The sequence below is a fragment of the Bradyrhizobium sp. CIR18 genome (assembly GCF_014198295.1).
Classification (GTDB): domain Bacteria; phylum Pseudomonadota; class Alphaproteobacteria; order Rhizobiales; family Xanthobacteraceae; genus Bradyrhizobium.
Window position 1 is genome coordinate 441869 of the sequence record NZ_JACIHF010000005.1, and the last position, 15864, is coordinate 457732.

Annotated in this window: 12 protein-coding genes and 1 pseudogene; 6 read left to right on the forward strand and 7 right to left on the reverse strand. The window is 57.4% G+C overall.

Annotation, left to right across the window (positions count from 1 at the left end; all coding sequences use genetic code 11):
• Window positions 1-524 precede the first annotated feature (524 nt).
• A pseudogene (locus GGD65_RS20055) lies at window positions 525-802 on the reverse strand (ATP-binding protein); the annotation flags it as partial.
• Window positions 803-1065: 263 nt separating this feature from the next.
• Entirely contained in the window at window positions 1066-2229 is a 1164-nt protein-coding gene (locus GGD65_RS20060) for a hypothetical protein (RefSeq protein WP_183236367.1), read from the reverse strand.
• Between the two features lie 574 nt (window positions 2230-2803).
• On the opposite strand from GGD65_RS20060, the gene GGD65_RS20065 reads away from it, so the two are divergent.
• From GGD65_RS20065 to GGD65_RS20085, 5 genes are all read left to right on the forward strand, one after another.
• A complete protein-coding gene (locus GGD65_RS20065; RefSeq protein ID WP_183236368.1) occupies window positions 2804-3145 on the forward strand; it encodes a hypothetical protein in 342 nt (113 codons plus the stop codon).
• A gap of 40 nt (window positions 3146-3185) precedes the next feature.
• A complete protein-coding gene (locus GGD65_RS41140) occupies window positions 3186-3305 on the forward strand; it encodes a S1/P1 nuclease (RefSeq protein WP_409362753.1) in 120 nt (39 codons plus the stop codon).
• A 797-nt stretch (window positions 3306-4102) separates the two neighbouring features.
• A complete protein-coding gene (locus GGD65_RS20075) occupies window positions 4103-4450 on the forward strand; it encodes a hypothetical protein (protein ID WP_246783354.1) in 348 nt (115 codons plus the stop codon).
• 1210 nt (window positions 4451-5660) lie between these two features.
• Window positions 5661-6371 carry a hypothetical protein gene (locus GGD65_RS20080; RefSeq protein ID WP_183236370.1) on the forward strand — a complete coding sequence of 237 codons (711 nt, stop codon included), beginning with the start codon at window positions 5661-5663 and terminating at the stop codon, window positions 6369-6371.
• 271 nt (window positions 6372-6642) lie between these two features.
• A complete protein-coding gene (locus GGD65_RS20085) occupies window positions 6643-7302 on the forward strand; it encodes an isochorismatase family cysteine hydrolase (protein ID WP_183236371.1) in 660 nt (219 codons plus the stop codon).
• Between the two features lie 1547 nt (window positions 7303-8849).
• Here the strand turns inward: GGD65_RS20085 and GGD65_RS20090 are convergent.
• The 4 genes from GGD65_RS20090 to GGD65_RS20105 all read right to left on the reverse strand — a co-directional run bounded on the left by GGD65_RS20090 (window position 8850) and on the right by GGD65_RS20105 (window position 13916).
• Window positions 8850-9881, reverse strand: a complete 1032-nt coding sequence (locus tag GGD65_RS20090; protein WP_183236372.1) for a phosphotriesterase — start codon at window positions 9879-9881, stop codon at window positions 8850-8852.
• A 1282-nt stretch (window positions 9882-11163) separates the two neighbouring features.
• Window positions 11164-12474 carry a glutamine synthetase family protein gene (locus GGD65_RS20095; RefSeq protein WP_183236373.1) on the reverse strand — a complete coding sequence of 437 codons (1311 nt, stop codon included), beginning with the start codon at window positions 12472-12474 and terminating at the stop codon, window positions 11164-11166.
• The gene (locus tag GGD65_RS20100) at window positions 12464-13333 is read right to left on the reverse strand and encodes a MurR/RpiR family transcriptional regulator (RefSeq protein ID WP_183236374.1); all 870 of its coding nucleotides are present in this window, start codon (window positions 13331-13333) and stop codon (window positions 12464-12466) included. The genes GGD65_RS20095 and GGD65_RS20100 overlap by 11 nt, the downstream gene beginning before the upstream one ends.
• A gap of 223 nt (window positions 13334-13556) precedes the next feature.
• Window positions 13557-13916, reverse strand: coding sequence for a hypothetical protein (locus GGD65_RS20105; RefSeq protein WP_183236375.1), 360 nt, complete (start codon window positions 13914-13916; stop codon window positions 13557-13559).
• A 297-nt stretch (window positions 13917-14213) separates the two neighbouring features.
• On the opposite strand from GGD65_RS20105, the gene GGD65_RS20110 reads away from it, so the two are divergent.
• Entirely contained in the window at window positions 14214-14870 is a 657-nt protein-coding gene (locus GGD65_RS20110; protein WP_246783355.1) for a Crp/Fnr family transcriptional regulator, read from the forward strand.
• Between the two features lie 418 nt (window positions 14871-15288).
• Here GGD65_RS20110 and GGD65_RS20115 read toward each other — a convergent pair whose 3' ends face one another.
• Complete coding sequence (locus GGD65_RS20115) at window positions 15289-15765, reverse strand: Lrp/AsnC family transcriptional regulator (RefSeq protein ID WP_183236377.1); 477 nt, start codon at window positions 15763-15765, stop codon at window positions 15289-15291.
• Between the last annotated feature and the right edge of the window lie 99 nt (window positions 15766-15864).

A 15864-nucleotide genomic window follows, 5' to 3' on the forward strand; every position in this document is an offset into this window, starting at 1 on the left:
GTCATCCTGCTGGGGATTCTCGGATTTTACGGACCTGAAGCTGAGCGCATCGCACGGGACGATGGATTTAGGGTTGGGCCGGTTGGTGGGCAGGATGTTCACGGGCTGCGCAAAACGCGCCACGGCCGAAGACGGGTATTCATTCTTTCGCCGTGGCGCTATGACGTCGCAGCCTATCGCACGTCAGAACCAGAGAACCAGAGAACCAGAGAACCAGAGAAACAGAGAAACAGAGAAACAGAGAAACAGAGAAACAGAGAATATCCGGACGTCTGCAATTGTACGCTACGTCCATCGGGACAGTTTCTGATAGGGTCATCTTTGTGTGCTCTACCCCGCGGGCCGGCGCAAATGTCCGCAATTGGAGGTGAACCGGAAGCGGTTGGGCGAAGTGGGCGATCGGCCCTGATCGACCGTTTCACTCTTCGTTCTGTGAGCGCCGGTTTGCGATAGAGAGAGGCATCGTGTCAATCAGCGACGGTTTTCGGTGCCGCGTGCGAGGGCGGCCGTCCCGGACAGCGTCTTCATTCGAGCGCAGCGCGTCTGCGATAGCTCTCGACGTTCATTGGTGGCGTGGTAAACGAGACGATCGATGGCGGCGAGCGTCATGACGGGGTCCGGCAGGCCCTTGTTTCATTCGCCGAACGGCTGATTGGTGGTGATCAGCATCGAGCGCCGCTGGTCCTTTGTGACGTAGGCAAGATCATCGAGGATCAGGAGATCGAAGCTATCAAGGCGTTGATGCCGCCTCGAGGTTGAGTTCGCGGCGAGCCAGGTGGAGCTTCTGCACGAGACCGCCAGTTGCTTCCAGTCCCGATCAACTTCATCGGTTTGGCCTCGGATCGCCGGAAGGCGCGAAGACTGTTCGGCGAGCCCCTAGCAACGTTGGACAAGTCCAGGCTTCCGTGGCCTGGGGATTTGGAACCCATTCGCCGGCGCCGCGAGGTGGCGACGGTAGGTGCAACCCGCGACGGGGCGCGCAGCAGTAAGGCGGCGACTTGATGACGGCAGCTATTCGACCTCAGTGCGAAACCACAGTTGGTAGGCTCAAACCCTGGTAGCCTCTCAAAACGTGACCCTTAGCTTCAGGTACGGATAGGCTGCAAAGCCGTTCCATTCTAGGGCCTTCACAGTGGAAAACTGTTGTGTGACCTGCAGCACACCGCTGAGTTGGACGTGGCTGTTTGGCGTCCAGTCTGCCCGAGCTGACGCCTGAAAGATAAGATCGTCACGACCCCCGGGAAAATCTGTGAAATGCCGACCTTGAACGTAGCCGCCGGCTGACGTGGTCAGGCCGGTTACTGGCGTTTGCCAGGTCACGCCGCCAGACAGCCTGGAGGAGAAATTTTGTTGGCTGGCGATATCCGAGAACGTGAATTCGCCCTCTGCGACGAAAGTACCCGCGACGCAAAAAGCTTCCTGACCTTTCGGCCCGCAGATTGTCCCGGCCAGATCCTGATTGTTGCGAGCCCAGGCGATCGAAGGCGTGAAAAGCTCCACTTGGTAGGGCCTAAATCCAGACCCGTAGACGGTGCTAGAGGCAACCGAATAGCTCATTACGTCGGATGTCGTCGTGCCGCTCGTCTTGCCCGCGACGACCAGATTGAGAACTTGGTTGTAAGTGGCGTTGTTCACCAGGATGTCGACGTTCTTTGTGAACAAGCGGGCATAACGCTGGTCACTCACGCCGCTCTGCAGGATGAAGCTATCGGCAAGACCGACAGGGATATTGACGGTAAGTAGACCCGTGGTGCCAAAAACTGTGTCGCCCACGTGGATAGGGGTCTTGCTGGCATTGTTGTCGAACACTGACTGTGTCGAAACAGATGCCGTGACGGTGGTTTCTCGTGGCTTGGTCGTTACGACGCGCTCAGTGATCACCTTCTTCTTCTGAACTTTGCGGGTTTCGTGGTCCTTGATACCGTACGTTTCGTACGCTCTTTGAACTGCCTCAGCGTCCGCGGGTAGCATCAGCTGCTTCTCGGCGAGGATCTTTTGAAGGCGACGGCGTCGCTCCGCAGGAGGCACGGCAACGGTCTCGGTTGTCGTGTAGGTCTGAACCCTCGTTTTTGTTACGACTTCGGTCTGCGGGAGGTCTGGCTTCCGATCCTTGGGAGGCGTCAAATTCTCGATGCGGACCTGTAGATTCGGGTCGACCTGGGCAGTCGCGGCGGTAGAGTAACTGGCCAGCGCGGCAATTGAACCCAGTAATATGAACGTGCAGCGCATGATCGACTCCTGGAAAAATTTGAAACAACGTTCGCGAAACTATCAAGGACGCGCACAGATAATCTTCGCGCTCGTCGCCTGGATTTGGACGGCAGACAGCGGCAGGGCCGATCCGTTTGTCGGCGGAGCCGAACCCAACATTCAAAGCCGAATTGAGCAAACGGTGCCAAGTGCAACGGACCGTCTGCTCAACGATTTGCGCGAAAGACCCCCGACATATTCTGGTCCCGCAAAAAAACTGCGTACCCACCCCTCTCAACGTCGAAACAACAACACGAATACCCGGAGGCGCTAGACTGACGACGACAGCTTTTGCTGACATCAAGATTGTGCCATGCTCCGCCTCAAGTTATGAAACCACGGTACTAGTTCAAGTAGAATTATTGTCCGATACGTGCTTTTCCTCATCGTCCGTTTCTTTACGCGAATTTTGAGTGTTCATCATGCTCAACTCCCTCTCGACCTGCCTGCAGGTACTTTGGCCTGTCACTGCCTTGGACTGTTCTGCGCCCAATTTCCTCGTTAGCTTGAGGATACAAGGATCATCGCGTGGTCGGATAATCGTGATCAGCTGTTGACTGACAACGCCAGGCAGCATGTCGCGGAGATCCTCGGGTTCGACTTGAAAACGGCAGGCCCATGGCTTGACTGCGTAAAGAGCGTCATGCGCAAAGCCGACGGTACTTTTTTATCGATCCCAATCATCCGGAATACGAAGTGCCGTGCACGTCCTTCAGGACGCCGGATGAGCACCAGCGGATGGAAGACTACGTCGCGGCGCAACATGCAGCTATATGACGTCTGGCGTGAGCGCGGATGCCACAATACCTATCATTTCGATGATGCGCCGTGCAGCGTGATCGATTCGACCGAAGCTATCGGGGTACGAAATACCCCGATCTGGTTGCAGCCGTGAATGCTGCGATAGCCGTGCTGCTTGACCACGACCATTTGCCATCAAAGACAAGAAAGAGGCATTGTTTGTATTGTCACATTTGGTCGGTGACCTGCATCAGCCACTGCATGTTGGAGCCGTTTATCTGGATAGTGCCGGTCACGTTTCGACGCGGACGTGACGCACACCGTGGATCCGGCAACGGAAACGGCGGGTGGTAACCTGATCATTGATGATCGTAAGAACCTCCGCGGAGAGTGGGACGACGTCCCCTGAGATCTTGGTGAGGCAGGACCCCAGAGCTTCTTGCCGCGGCAAGGGGGGCCGGCAGATTATGGCCGACTTGAACTGGTCGGGGAACTGGGCAACAGACCCGATTCTCATTGCGCAAAAAATGTTTTCAAGCACGAGCTACGCGCCTAGGGGCAGCAAATGGACCATTACCTTCCCGGACGGAGACGCGTATTTTTGCCAAGCTGGCGACGTGAAGCGACGCGCGCGCAATTGGCCAAAGCGAAGGCAAGGCTGGCTGAGGTGCTGAACCCGATCTGGCCGTAGATCCGGTATTTCGAAGTGATCGGGAGGATCAATTGGCATGGTGAAAGAGCCGCTTGAGAGTTCGCCCTTCTCTCCTTGTCGTGCACGCTAGAGATAGATAGTTCATCGCGTGGCACGAGAAGCCTAAGTCGCCGCAGTGGCTCGAAGTCGCCGCGTTGAGAGGATGCGCGAGTCAGTCATGCGACCCGAGCTACCCGCAGACGGCGATGGCAGCATGCGATACGCGTGATGTAGGCTGAAACAATTGCGCAGGCTTTTTGATCGATGATCGCGATCGCGGCTTTCTGGTCGAGGAAATGCAATTCGATTCCTGAGCAGGTTGAAACAGGGTGGCTCGTCGGCCTAAACGAATGATTGTGTTTCGGACGTAACAGGGGAAACACGCTCAGCCCACGAAATGAATGGACGCCGTTTCGCAGTATGAAGCAGGAGGTAAAGCGCGACGACCGCGGAAATAAGCCGAGGCGCGAGAAGCGGAAGGAACTTTCCCTCGGTCCGCTACCCGTCGCCAAGATCAATACGGCGTTTGAAATGGAACTGCCGGCGGGGGACGTGGTCTTCAGCGCCGGTGCTCAGGTTCACGCCGAGCGTCGTCATCCCAAGGAGTTTCTACTCTGCTTACCATATCTATCGGGAATCGTGACCGACCCGCTCTATATCGGCGATGATCACAAGAACCCTGGAATCGAGCTGATCAGCCGGGTTGTTGCGGCCGATAGCATGGTTCTCGTGGCAATCAACCTCGACCGGGACGAGCAGGGTCGCTAGCACGTCTTGAGCTTCTATCCGGTGAAGGCCGAGAAGATCGAAAGCCGGCGGCAGAAGGGCTTTCTAAAGATTGCCCCAAACGTCTAGGGCCCCGCCATTCGGCGGAGCCCCAGATCGTTAGAAGTTCGGGAAATGAAGTTTGCCAGATGCCAACCTGGATCTCTTCACCTTTCGGCTACTTTGCCTCGCACCGAGGCGCGTGAGGAGGCCGTTCTCACCTCAAAATCACTTCCCACACGCATAACCCTACAAGGTCATCCTAGTTCTTCCAAGGGAATTTTTTGATGGCCCTGTAAGGTAGGTTTCCTTCGAGTTTGGGCTTTTTCGCCTAGTTATCAAGAGCTTAACGGCCTGTCCAAAGGCTCGGCCGGTTCCCGTCTCCTGGTGGGTTCTCAATTGGTTGTTTGGAACTGCTTCGCACTGCCCTTTGGGGCAGGAACCAAGGGCGGGCTTGGGCCCTGGATCGCGCGGACCGTTCCCATCGCGCGGTTCGGGCATTCGGTGACCGTCGCCGCGGATTACCGAACCGAGTGCGGCCACCCCTGAGCCCGAGGAGAATTGACCTGCCGGTTCGGTTCGAATGACCCGGTCGATCCCTCCTTTTTGCCCGGATTGCGCAGTCACAGTACTGCAGGCCGCCAGAGCACATCCGAATCTCGGCAGGAAGCCGAATTCGCGGCCCGAGAGGGACGCCCGATCTTTCCCATTCGGTCCTAAGTTTTGGCCGGCCAGCCCGATTACTGGTCTGCTTCAGCCGCTCACATCGCGGCGGAGCCTAGTCTAGTCACGCGCGATGAATGCAACCTCGCCCCCACTTTCGTCCTGAGGCACTCGAGCGTTTTGTAAATGTCAAACCAGAATGTCGACTGATGTTGTGAAGTGTCTGACGCGGACACCTCCGGCGAAGAAGGTTAGACATCCCCACAAGATAGTCGCTGTCGAACGGGCTTGTCGCGCCACTCTGATCGATACGCTCGCAGAGCGATGGATCAGATTGTGGCAGAGCCAGAGGCTGATCTTCACGAAATCGATGATATCTCGATAGTACTTCACAGTCCGATTGTCATATCGGGCGATGGCGGCGCTGAACGGCGAATGCCACTTCATCGAAGTTCGCGCCGTTCTTCCTACCAGAATTGATAGTGTCTCGATCCTCGTCAATGCTGTAGCAGCCTAAGGCGCTCGGTGCACTACAATGGAGAAGTGCAGAATGATGAACGTAGCGGACCTGCTGGACGTCTCGCACTTCATTCGCAGCTATGACGCCGCTGCCGCCCAAAAAGGTATCAGGCTTTCGTTGGGGGCCGACTTTCACGAGTATATCTCGATTACGCAGGCGACTCCGACGAAGGGGCCCACATATCCCAATTTCCGACCGGACCGCTCGCCAATCAGATCAGGCGAGGGCTTCTGGATGGCAGGCATTGACAAGAATAACCAAGTAGCGGTGTTGCAGGCTGTTCGACTTTATGATCTTTCGCGCAGTAACTTTGCAGAGCATCTCGAATCCCTAAAAGCGTTCTACGCAGACCCGGCCAAATATGCCCATCGTCAGGACGAGTGCAGTTGTATTGCACCGAGTGCGAGGACGATGTCCGGTAAAGTGGCCTATCACGGCGACGGCTGGGTCCGACAAGACTATAGAGGAGAGGGGGTCTCCAGGATCATGGCAGCAATAGCATTCGGAGTGTCCTTTGGCATGTGGGCGCCTGACTTCATATGTGGACTGGTCGCGCGCTGGATAATCGATAAGGGCGTCATTTCACAATACGGATATCTGCACCATGAGAGAGGCGGGTCGATATTGCGGCTGGTGGAAGAGGAAATCGTCGACGACGATTGGCTGATCTGGCTGACCGGCGACGAGTTAAGGAGCCGTGTTGTTTGCCAGGAAAAGGCCGGGCTCTTGCTGGCGTCGTGATCGTCGTCGGCGCATCGGCATCCATAACGCCTTGCGAAGTCAAATCTGACCAGTCCTCGCGCCCAACCAAAAGAAAGGGGCAGGACCATTCGCATTGCAGGTCTCGGATGAGAGAACTCGTAGCCTTCGTTAGTCTTGCCAACGCTGCTGAGCATGCAAGTTGCCGCACCTGCTGTTCTAAACGGCTAACTTCTTGATCAGTGATCTGGGAGGACAGCGCAGATGCGATCTTGATCGCGAACCCGGCTGATTAGACGTGCGAGGAAAAAGGATGTCAACGGCTGAACGGCCGACAACACGCGATGTGCCACTCAAGCCGACGGAATCGGCGTTGTTGTTCATTGACGTACAAAACTTTTGCGTTCGACGTAATGGCGGCGAGTTCAAGGATGTGCCGGGCGCCGAGATTGCGGGCAAGTACGGCCATTATTTTGATCGCTTGAAGAGCGTTGCCATTCCCAACATGCAGCGCTTGCAGACGGCGTTCCGTGCGGCGGGCATAGAAGTACTTTACACAACGATCGAGAATCTCACAAAGGATGGTCGTGATCGTGGTCTGAACTACAAGATCGTGGGCTTCAACGTCCCAAGAGGTTCATGGGATGCCAAGGTCATTGACGAGATTGCGCCTGGCGATGACGAAATCGTGCTCCCGAAATCGTCTTCGAGCGTCTTCGTATCCACCAACATCGATTACCTGCTGCGCAATCTGGGCGTCAAACAGCTGGTTTTGGCGGGCCTCGTTACGGACGAGTGCGTCGAATCGGCCGTGCGTGACGCTTGCGACCTTGGCTATCTCGTGACGCTCGTGCCAGATGCCTGCGCCACCTATAGCCAGGAGCGGCATGACAACAGTTTGCGGGTGACCGAGGGCTATTGCCGTCAGGTCTACACGAACGCGCTGATTGAAGAAGTCGGTGCGGCTTGCTGACCTGCGGCGCCCGGCAACAGGCGCTCACGATCAGGGATAAGGTGTTCCAGGCGGCGCTTACGAGTGCGATGCTCTCGATGGTGACGACTGCTGCGGCAGCGCTCGAGCAGGATCGACGCTACCATCAAGACGGTCCGTCGGTTTGCAAACAGCTGCGCACGGCGGACGTTATGGCGCGGGGTCAGTGATTCTTTCCAAAATACGTATTTTTCTGGAGGTCAGCCCGCACGGACAGCGTCCCTCCGGATCAGCCCATTCAGCGTAATCGCCGGTCCGGAGCCGGACGACGGGCATGCGGGAGCGGTGCAGGTTCGAAATAACGAGCTCTGTCGCTCTCCCATCATTCCGCGGACTGAGCTCCGCGTAGACAAGGCCTTCATGAAGGTGGTACTCGCCAGGGCCGCACGAGGAGCATTGGAAGCCCAGCGCACCGTGGTCCGGCGTCCCAAATACCGAGTGGAAGGACAGATCTTCCCCGAATCGCTGCACGAGTCTCGATCGAAGCTGGCGGGACAAGGGCTCTCGGCCTCGAACAATGTGCCCGATCCCAGCGTAAGTCAGACCGCCAAGTTCCATGTACGACAGCAATGGAAGGAGAGCGCTCACAGACCCGAGGATTGCGGTTGCCTGCACCGCTCTCATGATTTCAGCATTCTCTCGTCCTCTCTTGCAATCCTGGACGGGTATGATCGTGCACGCCGTTCGTGACAAGGCGTAAAGGTTGCAATAATCCGCGTGAGAGGTCGTGCTCCGCGATAGTACGAGCACCCTGTCGTCACTGGTGATGCCTGAAAGATGGTACGCCTTTCCATTGAAGCATGCATTGTACAGCATCTCTTCATCCGTTCCGATGAGGGGCCTCCGTTTCCTCGCCGTCCCTTCTGTGAAAAGGACAATGTCAGAGCCAGGGCATGATCGGGCGGCTTCCGGCGGAACGGACGAATGCAGATGCTGGAGGTGATCGTAAGCGTCGCTCACGCCCACCGCTCCCCAGGACAGATCGATGTTAGCCAACGTCGGTTGCGCGGCCGGGAATTGATGGCGCGTGCCAGGATGTCGGATTGCCCTGTGCCATAGGCTGAGTAATGACCGCCGATGGTAGTCAGCGCGGCTTTGAGCAGGAATGAAGTCCACGTCAATCGGGTTGACTTTCGGGTCCATGGGCAGCCTCAGGAGGGTCATGGTGTGAGTATCGTTTTCCGATGTGCCTTGCAGAAGCCGGCATGACTGCACGACGCTGGAACGCTCTGTATTAAGGGGAACGGATGCGATCTGCGGTCTTCGCTCAGTGAGGAAGCGACCTCCATTCTGAGAGATGTCGCTGATCTGCTTTTGGAGGGAAGCCTGGCGGTCCTGTCAAACACGAGGCGAGGTTGGCCTGCAAACCGGGACCTGCCACACGCGGTACACGCGGTGACTTCGTCGATCCATTTTCCGGCGTCGACATCGACCACCAATTGGCCGTAGCAGAAACCATTCAGCTGCATGCATTCGTGCAGCTGCACTGCAATGATCAAGCCAAAAGCGCCGGCGAAAGCGGTCCGTCCTTACATGCTACAAAGTGGTGCGCGCTCTAGTTTTTCTGCATTTTCCCTCAAAACCGTACCGGCAAAGAAACGTCGAGGATTGTCCTCCAGGATTGAGACGATATCCGTTTCGCGGACGCCGCGGGCACGTAGCATCGGGATGAAGTCGGTGAACATGTAGGTGTGCTCTTTCCAAAGCCTTCGTGACTTCAATTCTTCGATTCTGGCGATCTCCTCCGAAGTCAGCCGGTGCGCCGAAGGCTTGCCAAGGTGACCGCAGAGGCGATCCATGCTCATCATCACCTGCGAGCGAAAACCGTCCCGCACGAGCTTCGCCACATTGCTGGCGCGAACCTCGTCAGGCTGGAAGTGATCTGCCCCGATTTGATCGAACCCGATGTAAGAACCGCCATCGACGATCCGTCGATGGTAAAGGTGATCGGCGTTTCCGCAGCAATGACCGATGAGACATCGATGAGCGGCAACGCCGCCGATCGCGAACAGCTCCTGCTGCTCGGGCCCAGCACACCCATCCGTGGTATGGGTAATGATCGGCACTCCCGTTGCCTTCTGTGCGATACAGGCCGCGGCGAGGAATTTCTTCTCCTGATCGGTGACATTTGGCGCGCTCGTTGAGACCTTGAGGGCGCCCGCCTTCACGCCAGTTTCGCCAATCCCATGGGTGATCTCGCGGATATAGAGCTCCGCGATCTCATCTTCGGTGCGGGCGCGCCAGTAGAACGGCAGCCCCCTTTCCTCGTAGTAAAATCCGCTGGTGCAAATGATCTGCATGCCGGCTTTTTCAGAAACTTCTTTCATCAGGGTGACGTCGCGGCCGAGCTCGATTGGACAGGGGTCGACGAAGGTACGTACGTCATGGTCAGTACGCAGTTGCACCAGCCGCCGGACGGCCTCCGCAATCAAGTCCGCACGGTTGAATCTGGTGAGCGGATCGAACCAGGCGCCTGGAAAGGCGATGAACAGGTGCTCATGCATCAGGGTGCGTCCGAGGCTGTCGACCGGGATCGCCCCTGTAACCGTTTCAATCATCATGGGAACCAGTTCTCCTTACGTACCTTTTTCCGCGTGCATATCGGTTTGCTTCCCGGAAGCAGGCACTGATCGTTTTGGACTGCTGTTCTGCCCGATGGCGCGATGCCCCCTATGTCTCTCTTTGCCTCGACATTCGGATGCCGAGAAAAAATGGAGGATTGGCGCAGATACCGAAATGAAGAGCAGCCCTCATGGGCGACCGGCAATTGAGCCGGCGGTCTTGCTGAAAAACGTTACCTCGCCAGCTGATCCAAGGACGACATCCATCGCCCAGGTCTCGTTGAGGCGCGTTCGCGAGCTCGCTATAGTGACGCAGCTCGGCCCTGACGCGATCCCTGCGTGTCCTTTCGCTGCAATTGCGGACAGAACTCGCTGCAGAGTGCGCCTGTTTTGGTCTGCACGTGGCGCCATCTCTCGTAACGCAACATGACGGGGATCCGGTGATCGCCGTTGCGAAGCGAAGCGGGAGCGTTCGTTCCACGGCTCCGCTCGCATCACGAGCGCAGATGCGGAAAGGGACCGTATAGACAAGGCGCCCGAATGTAGATCCGGTTTTAGCGAGAAGGCTCAAGGGCTGCGGCGCTCCGATGACGGATTGACCTGAGTTACCCAGTGCATGAGTTGGGCCAGGTATGTCGACGAAAACTGCTGCAAGACGTCCAGATAATTGTCGCGCTTGCAACAAATTGTCAGATTACTGACGGTCGCCGGTCTGTTTCCGAACAGAAGGCACCTGGTGTGCCGCGCGAACTCCAGATAACTCGCAGTATCGAGAATGCGGTCGGTCGGCTCCGCATCGTTGCGGCAGTCCTGCTCGCCTTTGGCACGGCACCTCACTTTCAGCTGCGGCAGCGCGACTTGTGATCATGCCCGTGCATGGCTTTGATCAGGCTATGTCCGCTCGGACTGGAAAGACGGCCCTACCAGCCCCTCCGATGGCCTGCGGATCAAATGAACGATGGAGCGCGATGGCAAGGTGCAGAAAGTTCCTGAAGAGTTCTCGGCCGTCATGCGCCGTGTACTGGCCGAGCAGTACCAGACGTGCACGGGCTGCCCCGGGGGGGAGACCATGTGCTGCTTCCCCCTGGCGTCCTCCCGGTCATCTCTTGATGGGCTCAATCGTGACAGCGAACGCGTCGCCAACGAGCCCAACACTGGCTGCAACGTTCAGGTGGACTCCCCTGTCCAGTTGCGCTCATACAGCGTTGCCAGCTATCATTCCCTTGACAAAATGGCTGATGCGGGAATCGCCGATCGGACTGATGATGCAGCTTTTGGTCCGTCAGTAGACTTGCTCGTACAAGCTGCAGATCTCCTGTTGAGTTTTTCCCTCCACGAACGCCATCTCTCCCTTCTTGTGCTTTGCGTATGTCTCGGCGAACCCGCCCGGAAACCACGCGGTTACCGTGGGATTCGCCAGCAAGCGATCAAGCGCTTCGGGCAACGATGTGGGCAGGCGGCAGTATCCACGTGTCGCCAAAGCCGATGGATCGAGAAGAGAGAGGTCCTCGGTGGTTGCGTCCGGTGTCGGCAGTTCGTCTTCAATGCCCTGGACACCGGCGTGTACGATGGCCGCGAGCTGCAGGTGCGGGCTCGCGGTGGCGTCGGCAGCGCGAAATTCAAAATTGAATTGGGCCGCTTTGGAAACATCACTCAGATCAGAAACGGGGCAGATCCGGACTGAAGCCTCACGGTCGCGGAAGCCGAGGTTATTGAAGGCCGCGCTCCAGCGATGTGGTGTGAGCCGCAGGTAGGATACGACGCTCGGCGCTGTGATCGCGACGATCGCAGGAAGATACTTGAGGATGCCAGCAACAAATTGGCCTGCGGTCCTGGAAAGCTCATGTTTGCCGTTTGGATCCCACGTTGCCGGCCTGTCGTCATTGAGGAAGCTGAGATGGATGTGAACGCCGTTGCCCACGCCGGCCGGGTCCCTGATCGGGGTGAATGTGACGTCCTTCCCGAATGCGTTGGCAACCATGCGGACGAGCTCGCGCAGGATCGTAGACTGATCCGCTATGGCGATCCCCCGCGACGGTCCCATCGTGACTTCATACTGCCCCGCGCCAAATTCTTTCATGAATGTGTCCGGCTCCAGCCCTGCGGCGCGCATCGCCGCCACAAGTGCTTCGGCCAGGCGTCGCTCGATGCGGAAGCCGTTAACGCTGTAGGCCTCTCCAATGCGGCCTGCATCGTTCCGGAATTGGAATTCGTGTTCGAAAGCCCCGAATAGCGTCAGGCCTGTCACCCGATCGAGGCGATCGAGAGCACCCCTCAGGATCGAACGGGTGCAGAATTCCCACGGCCTGCCATCAGTGTGACGAATGTCACCGAGCGCGAAATGCTCGGCCGGCAAATCCCCGCTCAGTTGTACGCGCACCCTTGTAGCTTCATCGGGAATGAGGACGAGATCACCAAGCGAGCCAAACGGGCTTTCCGCAATGGTGTCGAAACAGGTGATCTGGGCGTTCGTCGGCGTCCAGCCAATGCCCCGCTTTGCCCGCTTGTCGAGCTGCGAAGCGGGAAACGCCTTGCCGCGAACCTTGCCGGCAAGATCCGTGCAGCATGCGATCAGCATTTCCTCAGCGATCATCTTTTTCCTCCGAAGGCTGAGCCGGCGGCACCAGACGAAGTCTGTCCCAGGCCTCGAGCCGTTTTTTCGTCGTCGACCAGTTCGATTCCGACACCTTGACGATCAAGGCCTCGACGAGGGTGAGTGCGCAGACGAGCGTGTCCCACGCTGTTTCAATTTCGATCGGCAGGGCAACAACATGGTCGCTATGGCGGGCGATTGGCGACATCCACTTGTCAGTGATCAGCACAATCGACGGCCGGCATTCCCTTGCGACAATGTCGGCAAGCGTCTGCAGGTCGGGCTGATATCGGCGAAAGTCGAACAGGACGAGGACATCCTGCCTGCGGATCGCCAGCAGCTGGTCAGGCCAGTGCTCGGGATTGGGTGGAAGATGATAGACCTTCGATCGAATCTGCTTGAGGTGCGCCGACAGGAAGCGGGCGATGCTGTCACTGACGCGCCCGCCAAGCACGAAAACTGCCCTGGCGGGATCGGCAATGAGCCCAAGGATCCGATCGAACTGCTCCTGCGGAACGCTGGCGCTCATCTCATTTAGCCGGTCGGAAGCCCGCCGGGCGTAGTCGGCCAGAAAGGCACGACGGCTGCCCGGCTTTTCAGTAGCCTTGAGCTCCAGCGGCGAGCGTCGGCTTTCGCGCAATTCTGCTATCAACTGGCGCTGAAACTCCTGATAGCCGGCAAAGCCAATCTTGGTGACGAAGCGCGTGATCGACGGCGCACTAACCCCCGTACGCTCGGCCAGCTCCTGGATGGTCTGGAGGGCGCCGAATGGATAGTCCGCGAGCACGGCATTGGAAATCTTGCGCTCGCTGGCGGTCAGATTGGCGCTTTCACGCCTTATTGTTTCACGCACGGTCATGATGGCTGCAGAAGCTGATTGGCGGAGAATGGGATGCCCATCTTCGGACACTATCGAACATGAAAATAAATAGTCAAACGAAAAAAATCACTTTACTTTGATTGAGAATTTTTGTTCATGCCTGCAGCCCTTATGGAAGGACATTCGCCGGCTTCGGTGTTGTTGCCGCAGGTGTGTCCAGGTCCTTGCATGAGCGCGGTCGTTTCGCCGGCGAGGCAATTTGTCACGAAGACCAACAGGTATCGTCGTTTTGCCGATCGTGCGTCCAAGTCGCCATTCGACTTCCGTGATGCGGCACAGTTACTTCATCAGCGGATGGCATGCGGCACAAACCGATCACTGCCTGACTTTGCTCGGAAGGCAGCTGACGGGCGTTTGCCTGGTCGAGAGCAGGACCAGCCAAGCAAAGTAACTGGCGGACATGCTCCCGAGACAGCTTGTCTTCAATGGCAGGACCATCACAGGCGAGCGTGACGTGCACGACAACCGGATTCGCAAATTGCCGCTTTTGGCTGCGCCCAGGCAAGTTGACGGCGCCTGCTTCAAGCCAGAGACAGAAAAGGGTCGGCTTGTCGAAATCCATCGAAAAGGACGCCCAAAAAGCGGGATTCGAGTGTCGACGGGAGGCTCTTTGCATTTATCAAGATTCAAACATTGCCACACTTGGCGAGCTTAGCTCGCAAGGATCGAGATGCCAGGAGACGGACGTACCATGGCTGACCGCGTGCCCGCCGGCCTGGACGTGCGTGATCGCTCCGCAGACGCAGCTCTCAAGCCGGGGCGCAGCACTCACCGGTTGCTTCAGCGGCCTGGTCCCGGGACGTACCCCTGTGCCAGAAATTCGGTGCTGGCGAGAGTCTCCCTTCAGGATCTCGCGCCAATGGCGAAGTTCCTCGAGCCAGTCGTCCTGAACGAGCGCATGGTTCTGCAAGAGCGGAAAAAGCCTCCTGAGTATGTTTACTTCGTCGAGTCAGGGCTCGTCTCGCTGAGAATTGTCGCAGCGGGAAGCATCCTTGAAACTGCAGTGATCGGATATCAGGGTGCGGTCGGTGCCTCGATCTTCACGGGAGGACATCTTTCGACGCTTGAAGCTGTTGTTATCTTTCCTGGAAGCGGGCACAGAATTCGTGTCGAGGACTTGCGTCGAATGATGAGCGAGCGTCCGGAAATCCAGGGAAGTCTTTTTCAGTATGCTCAGGCGCTGGCCTTGCATTGCGCCCAGACAGGATTATGCGCCGTTAGGCACCGTCGCGAAGAGCGGCTTGCGAGCTGGCTATGTCTGGCGAGTGACGCTGCTGGCACTCAAGTACTTCCAGTTACCCATGAGTACCTTTCGTCTGTCCTGGGATTGCGCCGCGCCACCGTAACGGAAACCCTGATCCGGTTCGAAGAACAGGGATTGATTCGCAAGATGCGGGGCGTCTTGCACATCGATGAACGCGGCGATCTCGAACGGACGGCGTGTGGCTGTTACAAGCTTGTTTCGGAGGCTTATTCTGTCCGGTCCGTGATCTCAGGGGAGGGGGCAGCCGACTGAAAAAGTCACTGCAGACGTTCTGCTCCAGCCTTTCGACTCTGGACGAAACTGCCTTGCGGCGGCGTCACCTGCGCGCAGCCGATTGGTGCGTGACATTACCTGCCTTCCCTGACAGCTCCGGACATCCGAACACTTCCGGATGGTCGGGCAGCATCATTTTCGATGGCGCTAATCCGTACGCAACGTACGAAAGTGCGTACTGCATGACGACCAGCTGAGCACTCCTCACGTGTACACGCTTTCTCTCTCGTCAGGCTGGAGGCGCAGCCCGGTTTGTCACTGAGCTCCGCGGGGTCAAACCGACAAGTCAAGGCAAGCTGAGTTGTCGCGTCCAAATGATCTGCGGCTTGTCCCGGGATCAGCATACTACTAGATGAAGAGCACTCGATGCACCGATCCGCGAGAGAGGGCAGCCACATCAATCCTCGGGCGGAGCCGCAATTGGAACAGCAAAGCCTACCTTGACGCGGTCCATGATGACCATCGTCTTGAAGCCCTTGATGTCCGGGTTCTCATAGAAGAACCGCCGGGTGAATTGCTCATACTCTTCCATGGTAGGGGCGGTGACATACAAGACAAAGTCGGCTTCGCCGGTGACGTAGAAGCCATTGACGACGTCAACAGACGACTTGATCGCCTTCTTGAACCTGTCGATGATATCCGAACGCTCCCGCTCCAGGTTGACCAGCACGAGCATCTGAATGGGCCTTCCCGCCGCCTTCGCAGAAACGATGGAGACATCGGCCTCGATGATACCTTCCGAACGGAGCCTCTTCAGTCGTCGCTGACACGCGGTCGCGGAAAGGCCTGCCATTTCGCCGATCACCTCGGATGTCAAACGATTGTTCTTCTGCACGATCTCGAGGATTCGAGCGTCTATCCGATCGTACTGCATGTCGTCTCCAGCCTTGAGGTGAGTTTCATCGCAAAATGCCTGCGCGATGCAGGAAATCATCCTAGCGTCAGGAAATGCGACGCAAATGTCTCATGCGGC